Origin of the sequence: Aeromonas schubertii (assembly GCF_000820105.1) — a bacterium.
In the GTDB taxonomy this organism is placed as follows: domain Bacteria; phylum Pseudomonadota; class Gammaproteobacteria; order Enterobacterales; family Aeromonadaceae; genus Aeromonas; species Aeromonas schubertii.
Map to the genome: position 1 here is coordinate 1 of NZ_CDDB01000001.1, position 16,910 is coordinate 16,910.

The following is a 16,910-nucleotide window of genomic DNA, read 5'->3' on the forward strand; positions in this document are numbered from 1 at the left end:
CGAAGAGGGGCTCTTCTACTTCCACGAGTTTGAAGCCGGCAAGCACCGCATCATCTTTGCCGACGATGCCGCAGCGGTGACCCAAGGCCCCGAGCTCTTCTTTAACCTCGGCAACCGCTCGCTGGAGCAGGGCCCTTACGTGCGCCAGTTCCACTATAGGGAGGCGGTGCGTCCAAGCGATGTGGAGCTCAAAGACTACAGCTTCAAGACCCCGGCCTATGCCCTTAGCCACAAGAAGGCGGGCAGCGAGCTCGACCATCAACGGGATACCTATCAGCACTTCGACTATCCGGGGCGCTTCAAAGAGGACCCGAGCGGCAAGGCCTTCGTCCAGCACCGGCTCGATGCCCTGCGCAATGATGCAGTCAGCGGTAGTGGCAAGTCCAACAGTGCCGCGCTGCTGCCAGGGCAGCGCTTCTCGCTCACCGAACACCCGAACGCCAGCCTCAACTGCGACTGGCAGATAGTGCACATCAGCCACACCGGCGAGCAGCCCCAGGCCCTGGAAGAGGAGGGGGGCAGCGGCCCGACCGTCTATCACAACGAGTTTGCGGTGGTTAAAGGGAGCACCACCTGGCGCCCGCAGATCCCCCACAAGCCCATGGTGGACGGGCCGCACATCGCCACCGTGGTGGGCCCCGAGGGGGAAGAGATCTACTGCGACGAGCACGGCCGGGTCAAACTGCAATTCCCGTGGGACCGCTATGGCGAGAGCAACGATCAGAGCTCCTGCTGGGTGCGGGTGAGCCAGGGCTGGGCCGGCGGCCAGTACGGCATGATGGCCATTCCGCGTATCGGCCACGAGGTGATCGTGAGTTTTCTGGAAGGGGATCCGGACCAGCCGATTGTCACCGGGCGCACCTATCACGCCACCAACCGGCCGCCGTACCCTCTTCCGGCCAACAAGACCCGCACCGTGCTGCGCACCGAGACCCACCAGGGTGAGGGCTTTAACGAACTGCGTTTTGAAGACCAGGCGGGGCAGGAAGAGATCTATATCCACGGTCAGAAGGATCTCAACGCACTCATTGAAAACGACGTGGCCTGGCACATCAAACACGACGAGCATCGGGATATCGACAATGAGCGGGTGACCCGCATCAAGGCCAACGACCACCTGACGGTGGAGGGGGAGAAGCGCGACCAGATCAAGGCCGACTACTCGCTGACCGTTGATAGCTCGATGCACCAGAAGCTGGGGCAGTCGCTGCTGGTGGAGGCGGGCGCCGAGGTACACCACAAGTCGGGCATGAAGATAGTGATGGAGGCAGGGGCCGAGCTGACCCTCAAGGTCGGGGGCAGCTTTGTGAAGATCGATGCCGGCGGCGTGACCGTCAGCGGCGGCTCCATCAAGATGAACTCTGGCGGCAGCCCCGGCTCTGGCTCGGGCTGGGGGGGGCAGGCACCCTCATTGCCGAAAGCTGTCGCGACTGAGCCGTCTCCCGAGCATGTTACTGTCACTCCGGTAGCACCAACACAGACGAGTGCAAAAGCCTTGTTGAAGCAGCTTCCACCTATGGAGAAACCCGTCTGCATCCCTTGCATGCTCAGAGCCATGGCTCAGGGCGATGCGGTAGTGAAGGGAGAGTAAGATGCTACCTGAATCCATCTGGCGTGAAGGAAAGGCAGTTGCGCTTATTGAAGCGGCCCATCTTAGTGCCGAGCAGCGAGAGAAGATGAGTGAGGGGCTGTTTTTGCCGCTCTATCTGCATGACGACCTGTTTGAGCTGGTCAATCTTGGCCCCTGGCTCTGGCAGAGCTCACAACAGGATGAAGGCTTGCTTGCCGAACTCACCGAGCAAGGACATGTTGTTGGGCTGATCGACAGCGAGCGACCTGTAGAAGCCCTGCAAGAGCAGTTGGCTCTGGGAGCAAGAGTGATAGAACCAAACGGCAAGTTCAGTATGCTGCTGCGGTTCTATACCCCTGATGCCTTGCCCTTGTTGCTTGACCAGCAGAATGCCCCCTGGCTTGGCGGTCTTTTTGGTGGCATCAGTCGTTGGTGGCTACGGGAGTGCAATGGCAACTGGCGTGAGCTGGACTTGTCTGTCCCCCAGGCAGATCCAGTTCTGGTACAACTGACCCCGGCACTCTATCAAGCATTGGAAGGATCACCGCAAGCCCATCGACTGCTGGCGCTCTGGCAATCAGGGGATAATATTGCTCAGTTTCCGCCTTGTGAGCGGATGGCCATGGTTCGCAAGGCACTCGACAAGGCCAAACAGGCAGGGGCAAGCGACGCTCAGTTAATGCTCTGGGGATTGGCCTATCTGGAAGGTGGGCGCTCAGCCTTGGATCAACTCAAGCAATCAGCATGAGAGTAGAAAGAAGCCTGACACGCTTTATCTCCACGATGGCCACGGCTGCGTGGGACTTGATGCCCCGCTGGGGACGCTGGCTGAGTGCCATTGTGTTGGTGCTCTGGCTGGGATGGACGTTTCTGCTGCAGGAGCGACATGGCGGGGCCTCTATCGTGGTCCATTCTGTGATCGACCGCCCCATCAGTTACGTCTACGTCAATGGCAAGATGGGGAGCAACACGTTTGCATTTGACGGGTTCAGTGCTGGTGGGGGCGGTAGTGCGGGCCCCTATCGGATCGATGGCTATACGGTGAAGATCGATTGGGAACTCGATATGACCGAGGAGCAAGAAAAAGCAGGCTACCGATTTGAAAAACACTCGCTCACCCTGCCCATGCCCCAGCGGGAAAAGGGGCAGAATAACTTTCATGTCCTCTTTTTGCCCGACAACAAAGTGATGGTGCGATGGGGAGGTTGGGCTGAGCCTGTGATGAATGACGTGATTAATAACTATCGGACGAGGAAATAGTGATGGTGGATAGGGATGACCTGAAGTGCCGGATAGATCGAGAAGAGAGTCTTCATCAAGCGGGGACCTGCTCGCTGGTTGAGCGTTCGGCCCAGGAATAACAAAAGAGGCAAGCATGAGCGTAGAAAGAAGCCTGACCCAATTTATCTCCACGATGGCCACGGCTGCGTGGGACTTGATGCCCCGCTGGGGGCGCTGGCTGAGTGCCATTGTGCTGGTGCTCTGGCTGGGATGGACGTTTCTGTTGCAGGAGCGACATGGCGGGGCTTCAGTTGTGCTCATGTCGGTGATTGATCGGCCCATCACCTACGTCTATGTCAATGGCAAGATGGGCAGCAACACAGATGCGTTTGATGGATTCGGTGCGGGCGGGGGCGGCAGTGCGGGCCCCTATAAGATCGACGGCGATACGGTCGAGATCAAATGGGAGTTGGCGATGACCCGCAAGCAGTATGACGAGCTTGGTTACAGGCCAGAAGTGCATAAAGTGGTTTTGCCCATGCCCAAGCGGGAGAAGGGGCAGGATGATTTTTGTGTACTGATACTGCCCGATAATACCCCGATGATTCGTTGGGCCCACAGCTGCCCGGTTGAGCTGGATAGCATTGTTGATACCTATCGGACGAGGAGATAGTGATGGTGGATAGGGATGATCTGAAGTGCCGTATTGATCGAGAAGAGAGCCTCCATCAGGCGGGGATCGGCACCTGCTCGCTGGCGTTGCAAATAGGTTTCTTCTTCGATGGCACCAAGCGGAATATCTACACAGATGAAGAGATCCGGCGGCTGACCAATGTGGGACGTCTGTTTCGAGCCCATCCGGAGGAAATCAAGGCTGCACTCACCTCGTCCTATTCATACGCCAAGGTTTACATTCCAGGCTTGGGCACAGAGCTCAACGATACGACCTCCGAGCAACTGGACAGCATTCTGGATGCAAGGCAGAAGGCGTTGGCTGGTGATTACCTTGACGATTTGAAAGGTCAGGCCAAAGAAACGGTGGTTAACGCAGTCAAGGACGATTGGAGCAAGGTTCTGACCAATAAGCTCGGCGATATGCTGACCCTGAAGAGTAGTTTCGAGGCATCCGTCTCGGCGGCCAAAAATGCGGCCAAACGAGCACTGGTCGAAGCGGTAGCGCCCATCCGGGATAACCCGTTGGTCGCTGACCTGCTGATGACCGGGGTGGACGCCAGAGTCGACTTTGCCAAGAACCGCTTCAAAAAGAACGTGTCTGCTTCCAAAGAACTGAACAAGCTTCCCATCAAGTTGATCCAGGTGTCGGTCTTCGGGGCCGATCTGGGGGCAGCTCTGGCCCGCCGCTTTATCGAGGAGCTGCTGGAGTCGGTCTGTACCAAGGTGGGCAACGAGTACCGTTTTGAAGAGAGCAAGGTCGAGGTGATCTTCGCTGGCCTCTTCGACAGTTCACGGCGTAGCCTGCTCGATATGGGGGATACCGTCGCCGAGGTGTCTGACTGGGCCAGTTTGCTCACCAAGAGCCCGGCTGCTATGCCGTTGGGCGTGGTGGCTGGGGCCAAGGTGATCGACTACAACAAGCCCCTTCACTCAGCCGTCAAGCGAGCCCTGCATCTGGTGGCTGCCCATGAACGCCGTGACTATCGCCCACTGCTACCCCTTGGGCCGCTCAAACAAGGTTGGCGGGAGGAGCTCTGCCCTGGCATCAGCGAAGATGTTACCGGGGGCTTGCTGCCCAACGAACAGCGACCCAGTGCCGAGCTTTGCCGGGTGCCGCTTAGAAAGATGTTTGATACCGCTCGTCGGGCTCAGGTGCCGTTCCCCAACTTCCGAACTCTTGATGAAAAGAACCCCCGTGTAGCTCAATACTTCGTCATGCTGGACAACTTGGCTGGGCGCTCCGTGCAGGATTTCAGCGACTATTACCAGCAGTGGGCCGGTCGAGTCGACCCGACACCCGATGGGTTCGAGCGGCATATGAACTGTTACTGCATCTGGCTCGGGGAAAAACTCTATGACTATCGGGCACGCCTCAAGGTTGCCAGTGACAGCGAGCGGGCCCTGCTCAAAGAGCGTTGGGGCTGGTTGGAGCAAGTCGGGCGGGATGCCGAGGCCATCGCCAATGGTAGGGGGATTCGTCGCAGAACCATGCAGGCAGCCAAACTGGTGCTGTTTTTCAATGAGTCAAAACGCGTACCACGTAACGTGGACGCCTTCTTCAACTACTTCATGCATGACTTCAGCTCGAAGGAGCTCAAGCACGCCACGCTCCACGCTCAGGCCAACACCATGCTCCGCAGCAACAACTTCTTTGTCCCCCGTGGCATTGAGACGGTGGAGGTCGATAAAGAGGCGGCGTGAGGTAGTAAATTCTGTGACACCCACCATTTTGACAGGGGCATCGCGCTATGGTGGCCAAGCCCACTTGGCCACCGCCCCATAAACAGTCAGGCCCGCCTTTTGGCGGGCCTGACTGTTTATGGGGATTGCCGAACGATTATCGTTGGGAGAGGTGGAGCATAGCCTCGAGCACGGCGCCGGCGATGGCGCGGGCCTTGTCCGAGACGGTGGTGAAATCGGCGCGCTCGCCGCGCGGGTCTATGTCGCCAATCTTGAAGCCGGGGGTGACGCTTATGCCGTCAGAGAGCAGCCCGCGCACCATGCCGGAGAGCGGCGCGATGACGGGGGTGTCGCCTACCCGGGCGACCGGGTCTCCCTCCTTGACCAGATCCCCGAGCCGGCAGAGCCCCTCCATCACCCCCTCGACCGGGGCCCGGAGCACCCGACGTTCCGAGTGACCGTCGATGACGCCGGGAATGCCGGTGTTGGGTTGGGCATAGCCCTGGTAGATGACCCGTCCCAGATGATGGCCCCGGTTGGTCTCGATCACCGCATCGCAATCGCGGCCCGCCTCGAAGCCCGGGCCGAGAGCCACCGTGATGGGGGCCATCTCCCTGTGGGTGCCGAGGTTTTGCTTGGCGAGGATGGCATCGATGACAAAGCGTGGCTTGAGCTCGGTCAAGGCCTGGCACTCGGGGTCGGCCAGCACGGGGATGATGCCGCGCGCCAGGGTCTCCAGCGCCTGCTCCGGGTTGTCGACCCGCTCGGCGCGCACCCCTTCCACCTCGGCGTGGCCATCGAACATGGCCTGGGCGAAGGCGACGCTGCGGCGGATCACGGTCGGGCAGGGCAGATCCAGCATGGCCACCTTAAAGCCTGCGTGGTGCAGACGCAGGGCCACCCCGGTCGCCATGTCCCCCGAGCCGCGGATCACCACCAGTTTCTCCCGGGTCAGGCGCACATCTTCTTGCAGCAGGCCACCGGGCTTGCGGTTTTTCACCTGCAGCAACTCGGCCAGGATGCTGATGGCAATCTCCTCCGGGGTCTCGGCCCCTATGTTGTAGCCGATGGGGGAGTGCAGACGCTGCAGCTGTTCCTGGCTCACCCCTTGCTGGCGCAGGGCCTGGGTGAAGGTCTGTACCTTGCGCTTGCTGGCGAGCAGCCCCAGATAGGCGAGGGGACGAGTGATGAGTCGCTCGAGGGCCTCCTTGTCCTGATGGTTGGTGGCGATGATGACAAAGTCGGTTGGCTCGATGGCGAGGGCCTCGATGGCGGCGCTCATGGTCTCGCCGTGGTGCAGATGGGTGCCGGCGGGGAAGATGTCGGGATTCAGGCTGCCCTCAAAGCAGTCGCCCACATGAATGTCAAAGCCCAAAGGGGCCGCCGCATGGGCCAGGGCCCGGTTGACATGGCCGGCACCGATCAGCACCAGGCGCGGGCGCAGGCCGTAGACGTCGATATAGACCGACATGGCGCCGCCACAGTCCGAGCCCACCGCATGCTCCCCGTTGCGGGCCATGCGGCCGTGATAGATGCGGGACTTGCGCTCGGCAATGGCCTCGATGGCCTCCTCGATCACCTTGCGCTCCACCATGCCGCCCCCTATGGTGCCGAGGATCTTGCCATCGGCCTGGATCAGCATCTGGGCCCGGTGACGGGGGGTCGAGCCGCGGCTCTCGATGATCTGGGCCAGGGCGAAGGGGACGTTCTCCTGCTCCAGGCGGGCGGCGTGTGCAAACAGATTCATAGTTACCTCTCTGACGGCGGCCACCCCTCGCCAAGCGAGTCGGCCACATGGGAGGCCGAGTAGCGGATGGCGACAGGCTCGCGCACCGCTCCCAGCCAGATGGCGTGGAGTTCGGGATGACGCTCCAGCAGGTGCGTCAGCTCGCTCTCCCACCCCCTCTCATTTTGATAATATCCATTGATAAACCAGATTCGTCCGGCATCGGGCTGGGCTCCCTTGAAGATCCCCTCCGGATGGTCGAGCAGGCCATCGAGCAGGGAGAGAGTGAGCGGTTGCCCCTCTGCCAGGCCACACAGGGCCTGCACTCTCTCCCAGCGGTGGATGTGTCCTGGCCCCGCCGGGGCGTCGATACAGGCCGCGCCCGTGAGGGCGATGACCCAGTCGCTGGCAAGGGGAATGCAAGGTTCGTGCAACGCTGGCAGCTTGAAGAGGCGACCTCGCGCCCCGTCGGCCTCGACCAGGATGAGATCGAAGCGCCCCAGCCCCTTGAGCCGGTCGAGGGCGGCGGGGGCGGGGCCGCACACCTTCTCTCCCTCGCGGGCGGTGAAATAGGCGGTGATGCCGGGGCGGGCGGCCGGTGTGTTATCAGCCAGCTCCCCGGTGGTCTCGCCCTGGTGACCTGCGTGCACATCACCAAGGTGATGGCCGATCACCAGGGTGTCGTATTGATCCCGGCTGGGCAGGTACATGCGGGTGGTGGTGGTGACAAGCACCCGCATGCCCAATCTTGCAAAGTGGCGGGCCAGCCAATAAAGGGTGCTGGTCTTGCCACCGGCACCGCACAGGGCAATAAGGGTGGATGAGCCCGATTTTTTATTTACCAATTGGCCGAGCAGGCGTTCAATATCGGGAAAATAGCTGACCGATAAACAGGGATTTCCCATTATGCTCACCCCAAAAGAGAGTCACGAGATGGATAAACCACTCCCGCTACCCTGCGACTGTGTCATGACGGCGGCGGGATTATCCTCCCGCATGGGGGAGTGGAAAATGATGCTACCGTATCGCGGGGGAACCTTGCTTGATGCGAGTCTCAAAAATGCCCTCTCTGCCTGCCAGCGGGTGATATTGGTGGTGGGCCATCGGGGTGACGAGCTGATGAGCCGTTATGCGTATCATCCGAATATCGAGGTGATCGAAAACCCCGACTACCGGGCCGGGTTGGCCGGCTCGGTGCAACTGGGGGTGGCCGCCTGCCAAAGCGAGCATCTCTTTATCACCCACGGGGATCTCCCCTGCCTCTCCCGCCCCGTGTTCGAGGCCCTGTGGCACCAGAGAGGTGAGCAAACACTTCTCCCCTGTCACAATGAAAAGGCGGGTCACCCCGTGTTGATGCCGCGCTCCCTGGCGCGCGCGCTGGCCCGCGCCGAGCTCACCGGCCCGGTGCGCCGATGGCTGCTCTCTCATCCCCATCGCCATGTGGCGCTGGAGTGGCAAGCCATCCTGCTGGACGTGGACACCCCGCAAGCCTACCGGGAGCTGCTGGCCCGCGCGCCCGACGAGGAGGAGGGGAGGGAAGGTGTAACTTGCATGGATATGCATTGTTGAGCGGGGTGTAAAACGTATCAAAGTGATAGAAAAAGCCCCGCTTTTGATATTCGGCACCCTCTGATAAATAAGTTGAGTGGTAATTGATATTTGCTCTCATTTTCATTGGCTGGCGGGGCTTGACGTTGACGGTCATTAATCTGATTTGGCTCACGAAATTGCCACCGTCTCTATTTGATGGCAGGCCGCTGGCCTGAATGTTGCTCTCCTGCTGCTAATAGACCTCCAGTGAGGGGGGTCTCTCTTAATTACGATGTCTGCAGCAAGGAGATCACCATGGGCGATATTATGCGACCCGTTCCCTTCAAGAGCCTGCTTACCCGGATCTTCGAGGAGTATAAAAAGAGCCAGTCCATTTTCGGCATTCCCGCCAGCGAGTTCTATCGCAAGCAGGATGAGCGCAAGATCCAGGTCTTCGGGGAGAGTTGCGAGACGCCCATCGGCCCGGCGGCCGGCCCCCACACCCAGCTGGCCCAGAACATAGTGACCGCCTGGCTCACCGGTGGTCGCTTTATGGAGCTCAAGACGGTGCAGATCCTCGATCGCCTCGAGCTGGACAAGCCCTGCATCGACGCCGAGGACGAGTGCTTCAACACCGAGTGGTCCACCGAGTTCACCCTGCAAAAGGCCTTCGACGAGTACCTCAAGGCCTGGTTTGCCCTCCACCTGATGGAGGCCATCTTCGATCCCCGCCTCGGGGGTGAGGCCAAGTCCTTCATCTTCAACATGAGCGTCGGCTACAACCTCGATGGCATCAAACAGCCCCCCATGCAGCAGTTCATCCACAACCTGATGGAGGCGGGCCAGCATCCCAAGTTTGCCGAGTACCGTCAGGCGCTTCATGAGCTGCTCGCCGATCAGGCCTTCCTCGACAGCATGGGGCTCGGGGTGCGCCGCGCCTCCCTCGAGCAGATGGTCGATGCCATCCCCTCGCGCCTGGTGCACGGGGTGACCCTCTCCACCATGCACGGCTGCCCGCCCAACGAGATAGAGGCCATCTGTCGTTACATGCTGGAAGAGAAGGGGCTCAACACCTTCGTCAAACTCAACCCCACCCTGCTGGGCTTCGAGCGGGTGCGCGCCATCCTCGATGGCTGTGGCTTTTCATATGTAGGGCTCAGTGAAGAGTCCTTCGATCACGATCTCAAGCTGGATCAGGCCAAGGCCATGCTTGCCCGGCTGATGGCGCTGGGCGAAGAGAAGGGGCTCACCTTTGGGGTCAAGCTCACCAACACGCTCGGGACTATCAACGGCAAGGGGCGTCTGCCCGGCAACGAGATGTACATGTCGGGGCGCGCCCTGTTCCCTCTCTCCATCAACGTGGCCGCCGTGCTGTCGCGTGCCTTCGACGGTCGCCTGCCCATCTCCTACTCGGGCGGAGCCAGCAAGTTCAACATCCGCGACATCTTCGAGACCGGCATCCGTCCCATCACCATGGCGACCGATCTGCTCAAACCCGGTGGCTACCTGCGCCAGCGCGAGTGCCTGGCCGAGCTCGACGCCTCCGACTGCTGGGGCATGACCCGGGTGGACGTGGAGAAACTCGAGGCCCTGGCGGCGCGCGCCCTCACCATGGAGTACACCCAGAAGGGGTGGAAGTCCGAGGATCGCATCGAGGTGGGCGCCAGCCTGCCCATGACCGACTGCTATGTGGCCCCCTGCGTCAGCGCCTGCGCCATCCATCAGGACATCCCCGAGTACATCCGCCTGATGGGAGAGGGGCGCCATGTGGAGGCACTCGAGCTCATCTACGAGCGCAACGCCCTGCCCGCCATCACCGGTCATATCTGCGATCACCAGTGCCAGTACAACTGCACCCGTCTCGACTACGACAGCGCCCTCAACATCCGCGAGCTGAAAAAAGTGGCTCTGGAGCTCGGTTGGGAGGGGTACAAGGCGCGCTGGCACAAGCCGGCCGGCAGCGGTGACAAGCACCCGGTCGCCGTGATTGGCGCCGGCCCCGCCGGCCTCTCCGCCGGCTACTTCCTGGCCCGCGCCGGCCACCCGGTCACCCTGTTCGAGCGCGAGGCCGACGCCGGCGGCGTGGTCAAGCACATCATCCCCGAGTTCCGTATCCCGGCCGAACTTATCGAACACGACATCGCATTCGTCGCCGCCCACGGGGTCAAGTTCGAGTTTGGCTGTGACCCCGAGCTCACCGCCGACAAGCTGCACCAGATGGGTTTTAGCTACGTCTTCGTCGGCATCGGTGCCGACAAGAACGGTGGCCTGCGCCTGGAGGGCGACGGGGATCGCATCCACAAGTCGTTCAACTTCCTGCGCAGCTTCAACCAGGGCAAGCCCCTGCCGCTCGGTCGTCACGTCGGGGTGATCGGTGCCGGCAACACCGCCATGGATTGTGCCCGCGCCGCCCTCAAGGTACCCGGGGTGAGCCAGGTGACCGTCATCTATCGCCGCAGCGAGAAGGAGATGCCCGCCTATCGCGAGGAGTTCCTCGAGGCGCTGGAGGAGGGGGTCGCGTTTCGCTTCCTCACCAACCCGGAGCGTTTCGACAAGGATGGCAGCCTGACCGTGCGCACCATGGCCCTCGGCGAGCCCGATGCCAAGGGGCGCCGTCGCCCGGTGCCGACCGAGCAGACCGAGGTGCTGCACATCGATGCTCTGATCACCGCCATCGGCGAGCAGCCTGACCATGAGGTGCTGCGCCGCATCGGGGTGCCCCTTGGGGAAGATGGCTGGCCCGAGGTGGATGGGCGCACCGGCGAGACCCGTCGCCGCAACCTCTTCCTTATCGGTGACGTGCAGCAGGGTCCCTCCTCCATCGTCGCCGCCATCGGCACCGCCCGCCGCGCCACCGATCTGGTGCTGGAGCGCGAGCACCTGGCCCGTCAGGCCCATACCCCGGATCTGGCCGTGGCCGATACCGGTGATATCTACCGCCGCAAGGGGAGTATCGCCGTCACCCTGGTGGACAAGGATGAGCGCAGCGCCTTCGTGGCCCAAGAGGCCCACCGCTGCCTCGAGTGCAACACCCTGTGCAGCAAGTGTGTGGACGTCTGCCCCAACCGCGCCAACGTGGCCATTCCGGTGCCGGGCTTCAAGGACAAGTTCCAGACCCTGCACCTGGACGCCTACTGCAACGAGTGCGGCAACTGCGCCCAGTTCTGCCCCTGGCAGGGTAAGCCCTATCAGGACAAGGTCACCATTTTCAGCCTGCCCCAGGACTTCGAGCAGAGCCATAACCCCGGTTTCTACATCGACGGGGCGGCCCTCTCGGTGCGCCAGCAGGGCGAGACCTATCGCCTCGCCATCGACGAGGCGGGGGCCATCGACCGCATCCCCGCAGGCCTTGAGGAGATGTGCCGCATCATCACCCAGGTGCACCAGCATCATTCCTATCTGCTGGGCAAGGTGGAGGAGTAATCATGCTGATCCTAAAGAACGTCACCGCCGCCGAGTTGCACCCCTCCCGCATCCGGGAGGGGGTCGATATCGCCATCGAGGGGGATCTCATCAAGGAGGTGGGCAATAACCTCTGCGCCCGCTACCCCGACGCCCCCTACCGTGAGATGGGCGGCAAGCTGGTGATGCCGGGCATCGTCTGCGCCCACAACCACTTCTACTCGGGGCTGGCGCGGGGGATCATGGCCTCTATCCCCCCCTGCCCGGACTTTATCTCCACCCTGAAGAACCTCTGGTGGCGCCTCGACCGGGCGCTCGATGAGGAGTCCCTCTACTACAGCGGCCTCATCTGTTCGCTCGAGGCGATCAAGAGCGGCTGTAGCTCGGTGATCGACCACCACGCCTCGCCCGCCTTTATCGGTGGCTCCCTGAACGTGCTGCGCCGTGGCTTTATGGAGGCGGGGCTGCGCGGCATGACCTGCTACGAGACCACGGATCGCAACGGGGGGCTGGCCGAGCTGCGCGCCGGGGTGGAGGAGAACATCGCCTTCGCCCGCCAGCTCGATGCGGACCGCCAGAAGGGTGAGCCCCATCTGATGGAGGCCCACATCGGTGCCCACGCCCCCTTCACCGTACCCGACGAAGGGCTCGCCATGCTGCGTGAGGCCAAACAGGCCACCGGGCGCGGCCTGCATATCCATGTGGCCGAAGACAGCTATGACCTCTCCCACGGCCACCACCACTATGGCAAGGAGCTGATCGCCCGCCTCGACGGCTTCTCTCTCATCGACAGCAAGACGCTGGTGGCCCACGGTATTTACCTCTCGTCCGAGGATATCGCCCTGCTCAACGAGCGCGACGCCTTCCTGGTGCACAACCCCCGCTCCAACATGAACAACCATGTGGGTTACAACCAGCGTCTGGCCGACTACCGCAACCTGGCGCTGGGGACCGACGGCATCGGCGCCGACATGTTCGAGGAGCTCAAGTTCGCCTTCTTCAAACACAGGGATGCCGGCGGCGCCCTGTGGCCCGACAGCTTCGCCCGCTTCCTCGCCAACGGCAACACCTTGCTCGAGCGTAACTTCGGGGCTCGCTTCGGTCGTCTCGAGGCCGGCTACAAGGCCGATCTCACCGTCTGTGACTATGGAGCGCCGACCCCGCTCGAGGGGGCCAACCTGCCCGGCCATCTGGCCTTTGGCCTGGGCGCGGGCAGTGTCACCGACGTCATGGTGGAGGGGCGCATGGTCTATCAGGACCGGGCCTTCCCCTTCGACACGGCACCGATTTACGAGCAGGCGCGCAAGGCCGCCCGCCGTCTCTGGGCCCGGATGGACCAATTGTGACCGTCGGGCCCCGGCGCGGGGCCCACGCCAACAGGACTCACGAAAAGGACAGACCATGATCGAACAACTCTTTCGGCCCGAGCAGATCGGGCAGGCCATCGAGCTCAAGGCCCGTTTCGGCAGCGAGGCGGTCTATATGGGGGGCGGCAGCAAGCTCAACGCCACCCCAACCCACACCCGTCGCACCATCGCCATCCTGCTCGACAGGCTGGGGCTCGATGGTATCGAGTGGCAGCAGGGGGCCCTGCGTCTGGGCGCCACCTGCACCTTGCAGGCTCTCCAGGATCACCCGGATACCCCGCCTGCACTGACCGAGGCGCTGGGCTTTGTCTACTCCCGCCACCTGCGAAACCAGTCCACTCTGGGTGGGGAGCTTGCCAGCCTCACCCACGACTCTGTGCTCTATCCGGTGCTGCTGGTGCTCGAGGCGCGCCTGCTGCTGGAGGGGGGCGACACCCTGGGGATTGAGGCCTATCTGGCCGGCCGGCGCGATCAGTTGGTGCTGGCGGTGCTCTTGCCCGAGCCGACCCTCACCTGTGCCACCCGCCGCATCCGCCGTAACGCCGATGGCCTCGGGGTGGTGACCGCCGCCGTGGCCCTGGACCAGGAGGGCAGGGCACGCATCGCCCTGGCCGAGGTGGAGCGCGCGCCGCGCCGCCTGCACGACGCCGAGCGTGGGACCCTGGCGCCCGAGGTGCTCGAGAAGATAGTGGCCGAGCTTATCCAGCCCGAGTGCGATCTGGCCGGCAGCCGCGATTACAAGCGATACATCACAGGGGTGGTGGTGGCCGATCTGCTGATCGACTGCCAGCAGAGCATGGGAGGTCAGGCATGATGGAACTTAACTTCACCCTCAACGGCGCCCTGCGCACCGTGATGGCACCGGTGGGCAAGAATGCCCAGCAGATCCTCTTCGAGCAGTGCCGCATGCACTCGGTGCGCAACAGTGACGACGGCTTCGGCTTCGCCGGCTCCGACGCCATCCTCTTTAACGGCCGCATCGTCAACGCCTCCCTGCTCATCGGCGGCCAGCTCGACGGCGCCGAGATCCGCACCGCCGAGTCCCTTGGCAGCTGGAACCAGCTCAGTCTGGTGCAGCAGGCCATGGTGGATGTGGGCGTGGTGCAGTCGGGCTATAACGACCCGGCCGCGGCCCTGATCCTGACCGATCTGCTGGCACGCCACCCCAAGCCCTGCCGCGAGCAAGTCGACGACGCCCTCTCCGGCCTGTTCCACCGCGACAGCGGTTACCAGCAGTTCTATCAGGCGGTGGAGCTCGCCGCCGCCCGTATGGACGATCCGGACTACTTCAGCCCCATCGCCCCCGAGTTTCGCGATGATCTGCGCCACATCGGCAAGCAGTGTCCCAAGCTAGACTCGGCCAAGATGGTGCAGGCCAAGCCCTGCTACGTGGAGGACAGGGTCACCGAGGATGCCCTGGTCATCAAGATGCTGCGCAGCCCCCATCCCCACGCCCTCATCACCCGGCTCGATGTAAGCCGCGCCGAAGCCCTGCCCGGGGTGGTGCACGTCATCACCCACCTGAACTGCCCCGAGGTCTACTACACCCCGGGTGGCCAGACCGCCCCCGAGCCCTCGCCGCTGGATCGCCGCATGTTCAGCCGCAAGGTGCGTCACGTGGGGGACAGGGTCGCCGCCGTGGTGGCCGAGAGTGAGGCTATCGCCCTGGCCGCCCTGGCCCTTATCGAGGTGGAGTATCAGCAGCTCCCCGCGGTGATGAACATCGATGAGGCGATGGCCCCCGGCGCCCCCGTGGTACACGACGAGCCCATCGTCTACATGGCCGGTGCCCCGGCGGATCTGGAGACGCAAAATGCCAACGCCGTGCGTCGCGGCGACGAGCATATGATCATCAACTTCCCCATTGGCGCCCGTCCCCACGAGAACCTGGCCGCCAGCGTGCACGGGGAGCTGGGGGATGTGGACCGCGCCTTTGCCGAGGCGGACCTGGTGCTCGAGCGTACCTATGAGTCGACCCAGGCCCAGCAGTGCCCGACCGAGCCCCATATCTGCTTTACCTACATGGACGGGGATCGCCTGGTGATCCACGCCTCCACCCAGGTGCCCTGGCACGTGCGTCGCCAGGTGGCGCGTATTGTCGGCATGAAGCAGCACCAGGTGCACGTCATCAAGGAGCGGGTCGGCGGCGGCTTTGGCTCCAAGCAGGACATTTTGCTGGAAGAGGTGTGCGCCTGGGCCACCCGGGTCACCGGTCGTCCCGTCACCTTCCGCTACACCCGTGAAGAGGAGTTCATCAGCAACACCTCGCGCCACGTGGCCAAGGTGACCGTCAAGCTGGGGGCCAAAAAAGATGGCACCCTGACCGCGGTCGAGATGGATTTTCGTGCCAACACAGGCCCCTATGGCAACCACTGCCTGACGGTGCCAAGCAATGGCCCGGCCCTGTCGCTGCCCCTCTATCCGTGCGATAACGTGCGCTTCAAGGTGCACACCTACTACAGCAACATCTGCCCGACTGGCGCCTATCAGGGCTACGGTGCGCCCAAGGGGAACTTCGCCCTCACCATGGCCCTGGCCGAACTGGCGGACGAGCTCGGCATCGATCAGCTCGACATGATCGAGCACAACCGGGTCCACGAAGGGGATACCCTCAAGGTGCTCGGCGCCATCGGTGAGGGCAAGGCCCCCACCTCGGTGCCCACCGCTGCCAGCTGCGCCCTCGAGCCCATCCTGAAGCAGGGGCGCGAGCTCATTGGCTGGGACAGTCCCAAGGTCGCCGAGGGTGACTGGCGCATCGGCCGCGGGGTCGCCATCATCATGCAAAAATCGGGGATCCCCGATATCGATCAGGCCAACTGCATGGTGAAACTGGAATCGGACGGCACCTTTATCGTCCACTCCGGCGGCGCTGACATCGGCACCGGCCTCGATACTGTGGTGGCCAAGCTCACCGCCGAGGTACTGAGCTGCCCGGTGAGCGACGTGCACGTCATCTCGGGTGACACCGACCACGCCCTGTTCGACAAGGGGGCCTATGCCTCCTCGGGCACCTGCTTCTCGGGCAACGCCGCCAAGATGGCCGCCGAGAACCTCAAGGATAAGATCCTCACCCACGGGGCCGCCATGCTGGGCGAGCCGCTGGATCAGGTGGAGCTGGTCTATCCGGGGTTGGTGCGCGGCCAGAGCGGGGAGGTGACCCTGGGGGATCTCGCCCACAAGGGGGAGAGCGGCACCGGCTTTGGCATTCTGGTGGGCACCGCCAGCTATATCACCAGCCAGCTCGCCTTCCCCTACGGGGCCAACTTCGCCGAGGTGGCGGTCAACGTGCGCACCGGCGAGATCCGCGTCGACAAGTTCTATGCCCTGCTCGACTGCGGCACGCCCATCAACCCGGAGCTGGCCCTCGGCCAGATCTACGGGGCAACCTTGCGCGCCATCGGCCACACCCTGACCGAAGAGCTCTGTTACGATCGCCACGGCATCCCGTTGACCCGGGATCTCAAGCGCTACGGGGCGCCCAAGATAGGGGACATACCGCGCGATTTTCGCGCCTTCCTGGTGCCGAGCGATGACAAGGTCGGCCCCTATGGCGCCAAGTCTATCTCCGAGATCGGGGTCAACGGCGCCGCCCCCGCCATCGCCACCGCCATCCACGACGCCTGCGGGGTCTGGCTGCGCAAGTGGCACTTTACGCCGGAGCAGATCCTGCGTGAGCTGGGCCGGCTCTAGCCGGTAGCGGGTGCACGGGGGGCATTCGCTCCCCGTCCCTGACCACGGC

The 16,910-nt window shown here is 62.9% G+C and carries 12 protein-coding genes; 10 read left to right on the top strand and 2 right to left on the bottom strand.

Annotated elements, in window-relative coordinates; all coding sequences use genetic code 11:
• From tssI to BN1133_RS00025, 5 genes are all read left to right on the top strand, one after another.
• Positions 1–1,591: type VI secretion system tip protein TssI/VgrG (tssI, locus tag BN1133_RS00005; RefSeq protein ID WP_050664521.1), on the top strand; the 1,591-nt coding region annotated here is incomplete at its 5' end.
• 1 nt (position 1,592) lies between these two features.
• Positions 1,593–2,318, top strand: coding sequence for a DUF4123 domain-containing protein (locus tag BN1133_RS00010; RefSeq protein ID WP_050664522.1), 726 nt, complete (start codon positions 1,593–1,595; stop codon positions 2,316–2,318).
• Positions 2,315–2,830: a DUF3304 domain-containing protein gene (locus BN1133_RS00015; RefSeq protein WP_050664523.1), complete on the top strand. Its 516-nt coding sequence runs from the start codon at positions 2,315–2,317 to the stop codon at positions 2,828–2,830. Before BN1133_RS00010 ends, BN1133_RS00015 begins: the two co-directional genes overlap by 4 nt.
• 115 nt (positions 2,831–2,945) lie before the next feature.
• The gene (locus tag BN1133_RS00020; protein ID WP_050664524.1) at positions 2,946–3,464 is read left to right on the top strand and encodes a hypothetical protein; all 519 of its coding nucleotides are present in this window, start codon (positions 2,946–2,948) and stop codon (positions 3,462–3,464) included.
• Between the two features lie 2 nt (positions 3,465–3,466).
• Complete coding sequence (locus tag BN1133_RS00025; protein WP_050664525.1) at positions 3,467–5,167, top strand: DUF2235 domain-containing protein; 1,701 nt, start codon at positions 3,467–3,469, stop codon at positions 5,165–5,167.
• A gap of 136 nt (positions 5,168–5,303) precedes the next feature.
• Here the strand turns inward: BN1133_RS00025 and yqeB are convergent, their stop codons facing one another.
• Positions 5,304–6,893 (bottom strand): selenium-dependent molybdenum cofactor biosynthesis protein YqeB, encoded by a 1,590-nt coding sequence (gene yqeB / locus BN1133_RS00030; protein WP_050664526.1) that lies wholly within the window; start codon positions 6,891–6,893, stop codon positions 5,304–5,306.
• A gap of 2 nt (positions 6,894–6,895) precedes the next feature.
• Complete coding sequence (yqeC, locus tag BN1133_RS00035; protein WP_050664527.1) at positions 6,896–7,777, bottom strand: selenium cofactor biosynthesis protein YqeC; 882 nt, start codon at positions 7,775–7,777, stop codon at positions 6,896–6,898.
• A 28-nt stretch (positions 7,778–7,805) separates the two neighbouring features.
• On the opposite strand from yqeC, the gene mocA reads away from it, so the two are divergent.
• The 5 genes from mocA (at position 7,806) to BN1133_RS00060 (ending at position 16,861) form a co-directional block, all read left to right on the top strand.
• A complete protein-coding gene (mocA, locus tag BN1133_RS00040; protein ID WP_082177846.1) occupies positions 7,806–8,441 on the top strand; it encodes a molybdenum cofactor cytidylyltransferase in 636 nt (211 codons plus the stop codon).
• Between the two features lie 276 nt (positions 8,442–8,717).
• Positions 8,718–11,825 carry a putative selenate reductase subunit YgfK gene (gene ygfK, locus BN1133_RS00045; protein WP_050664528.1) on the top strand — a complete coding sequence of 1,036 codons (3,108 nt, stop codon included), beginning with the start codon at positions 8,718–8,720 and terminating at the stop codon, positions 11,823–11,825.
• A 2-nt stretch (positions 11,826–11,827) separates the two neighbouring features.
• The gene (gene ssnA, locus BN1133_RS00050; RefSeq protein WP_050664529.1) at positions 11,828–13,150 is read left to right on the top strand and encodes a putative aminohydrolase SsnA; all 1,323 of its coding nucleotides are present in this window, start codon (positions 11,828–11,830) and stop codon (positions 13,148–13,150) included.
• A 55-nt stretch (positions 13,151–13,205) separates the two neighbouring features.
• The gene (gene ygfM, locus BN1133_RS00055; RefSeq protein ID WP_050664530.1) at positions 13,206–13,985 is read left to right on the top strand and encodes a molybdopterin-dependent oxidoreductase FAD-binding subunit; all 780 of its coding nucleotides are present in this window, start codon (positions 13,206–13,208) and stop codon (positions 13,983–13,985) included.
• On the top strand, positions 13,982–16,861 hold the full coding sequence (locus BN1133_RS00060; RefSeq protein ID WP_201785109.1) for a molybdopterin-dependent oxidoreductase Mo/Fe-S-binding subunit: 2,880 nt from the start codon (positions 13,982–13,984) through the stop codon (positions 16,859–16,861). The genes ygfM and BN1133_RS00060 overlap by 4 nt, the downstream gene beginning before the upstream one ends.
• Positions 16,862–16,910: the final 49 nt, after the last annotated feature.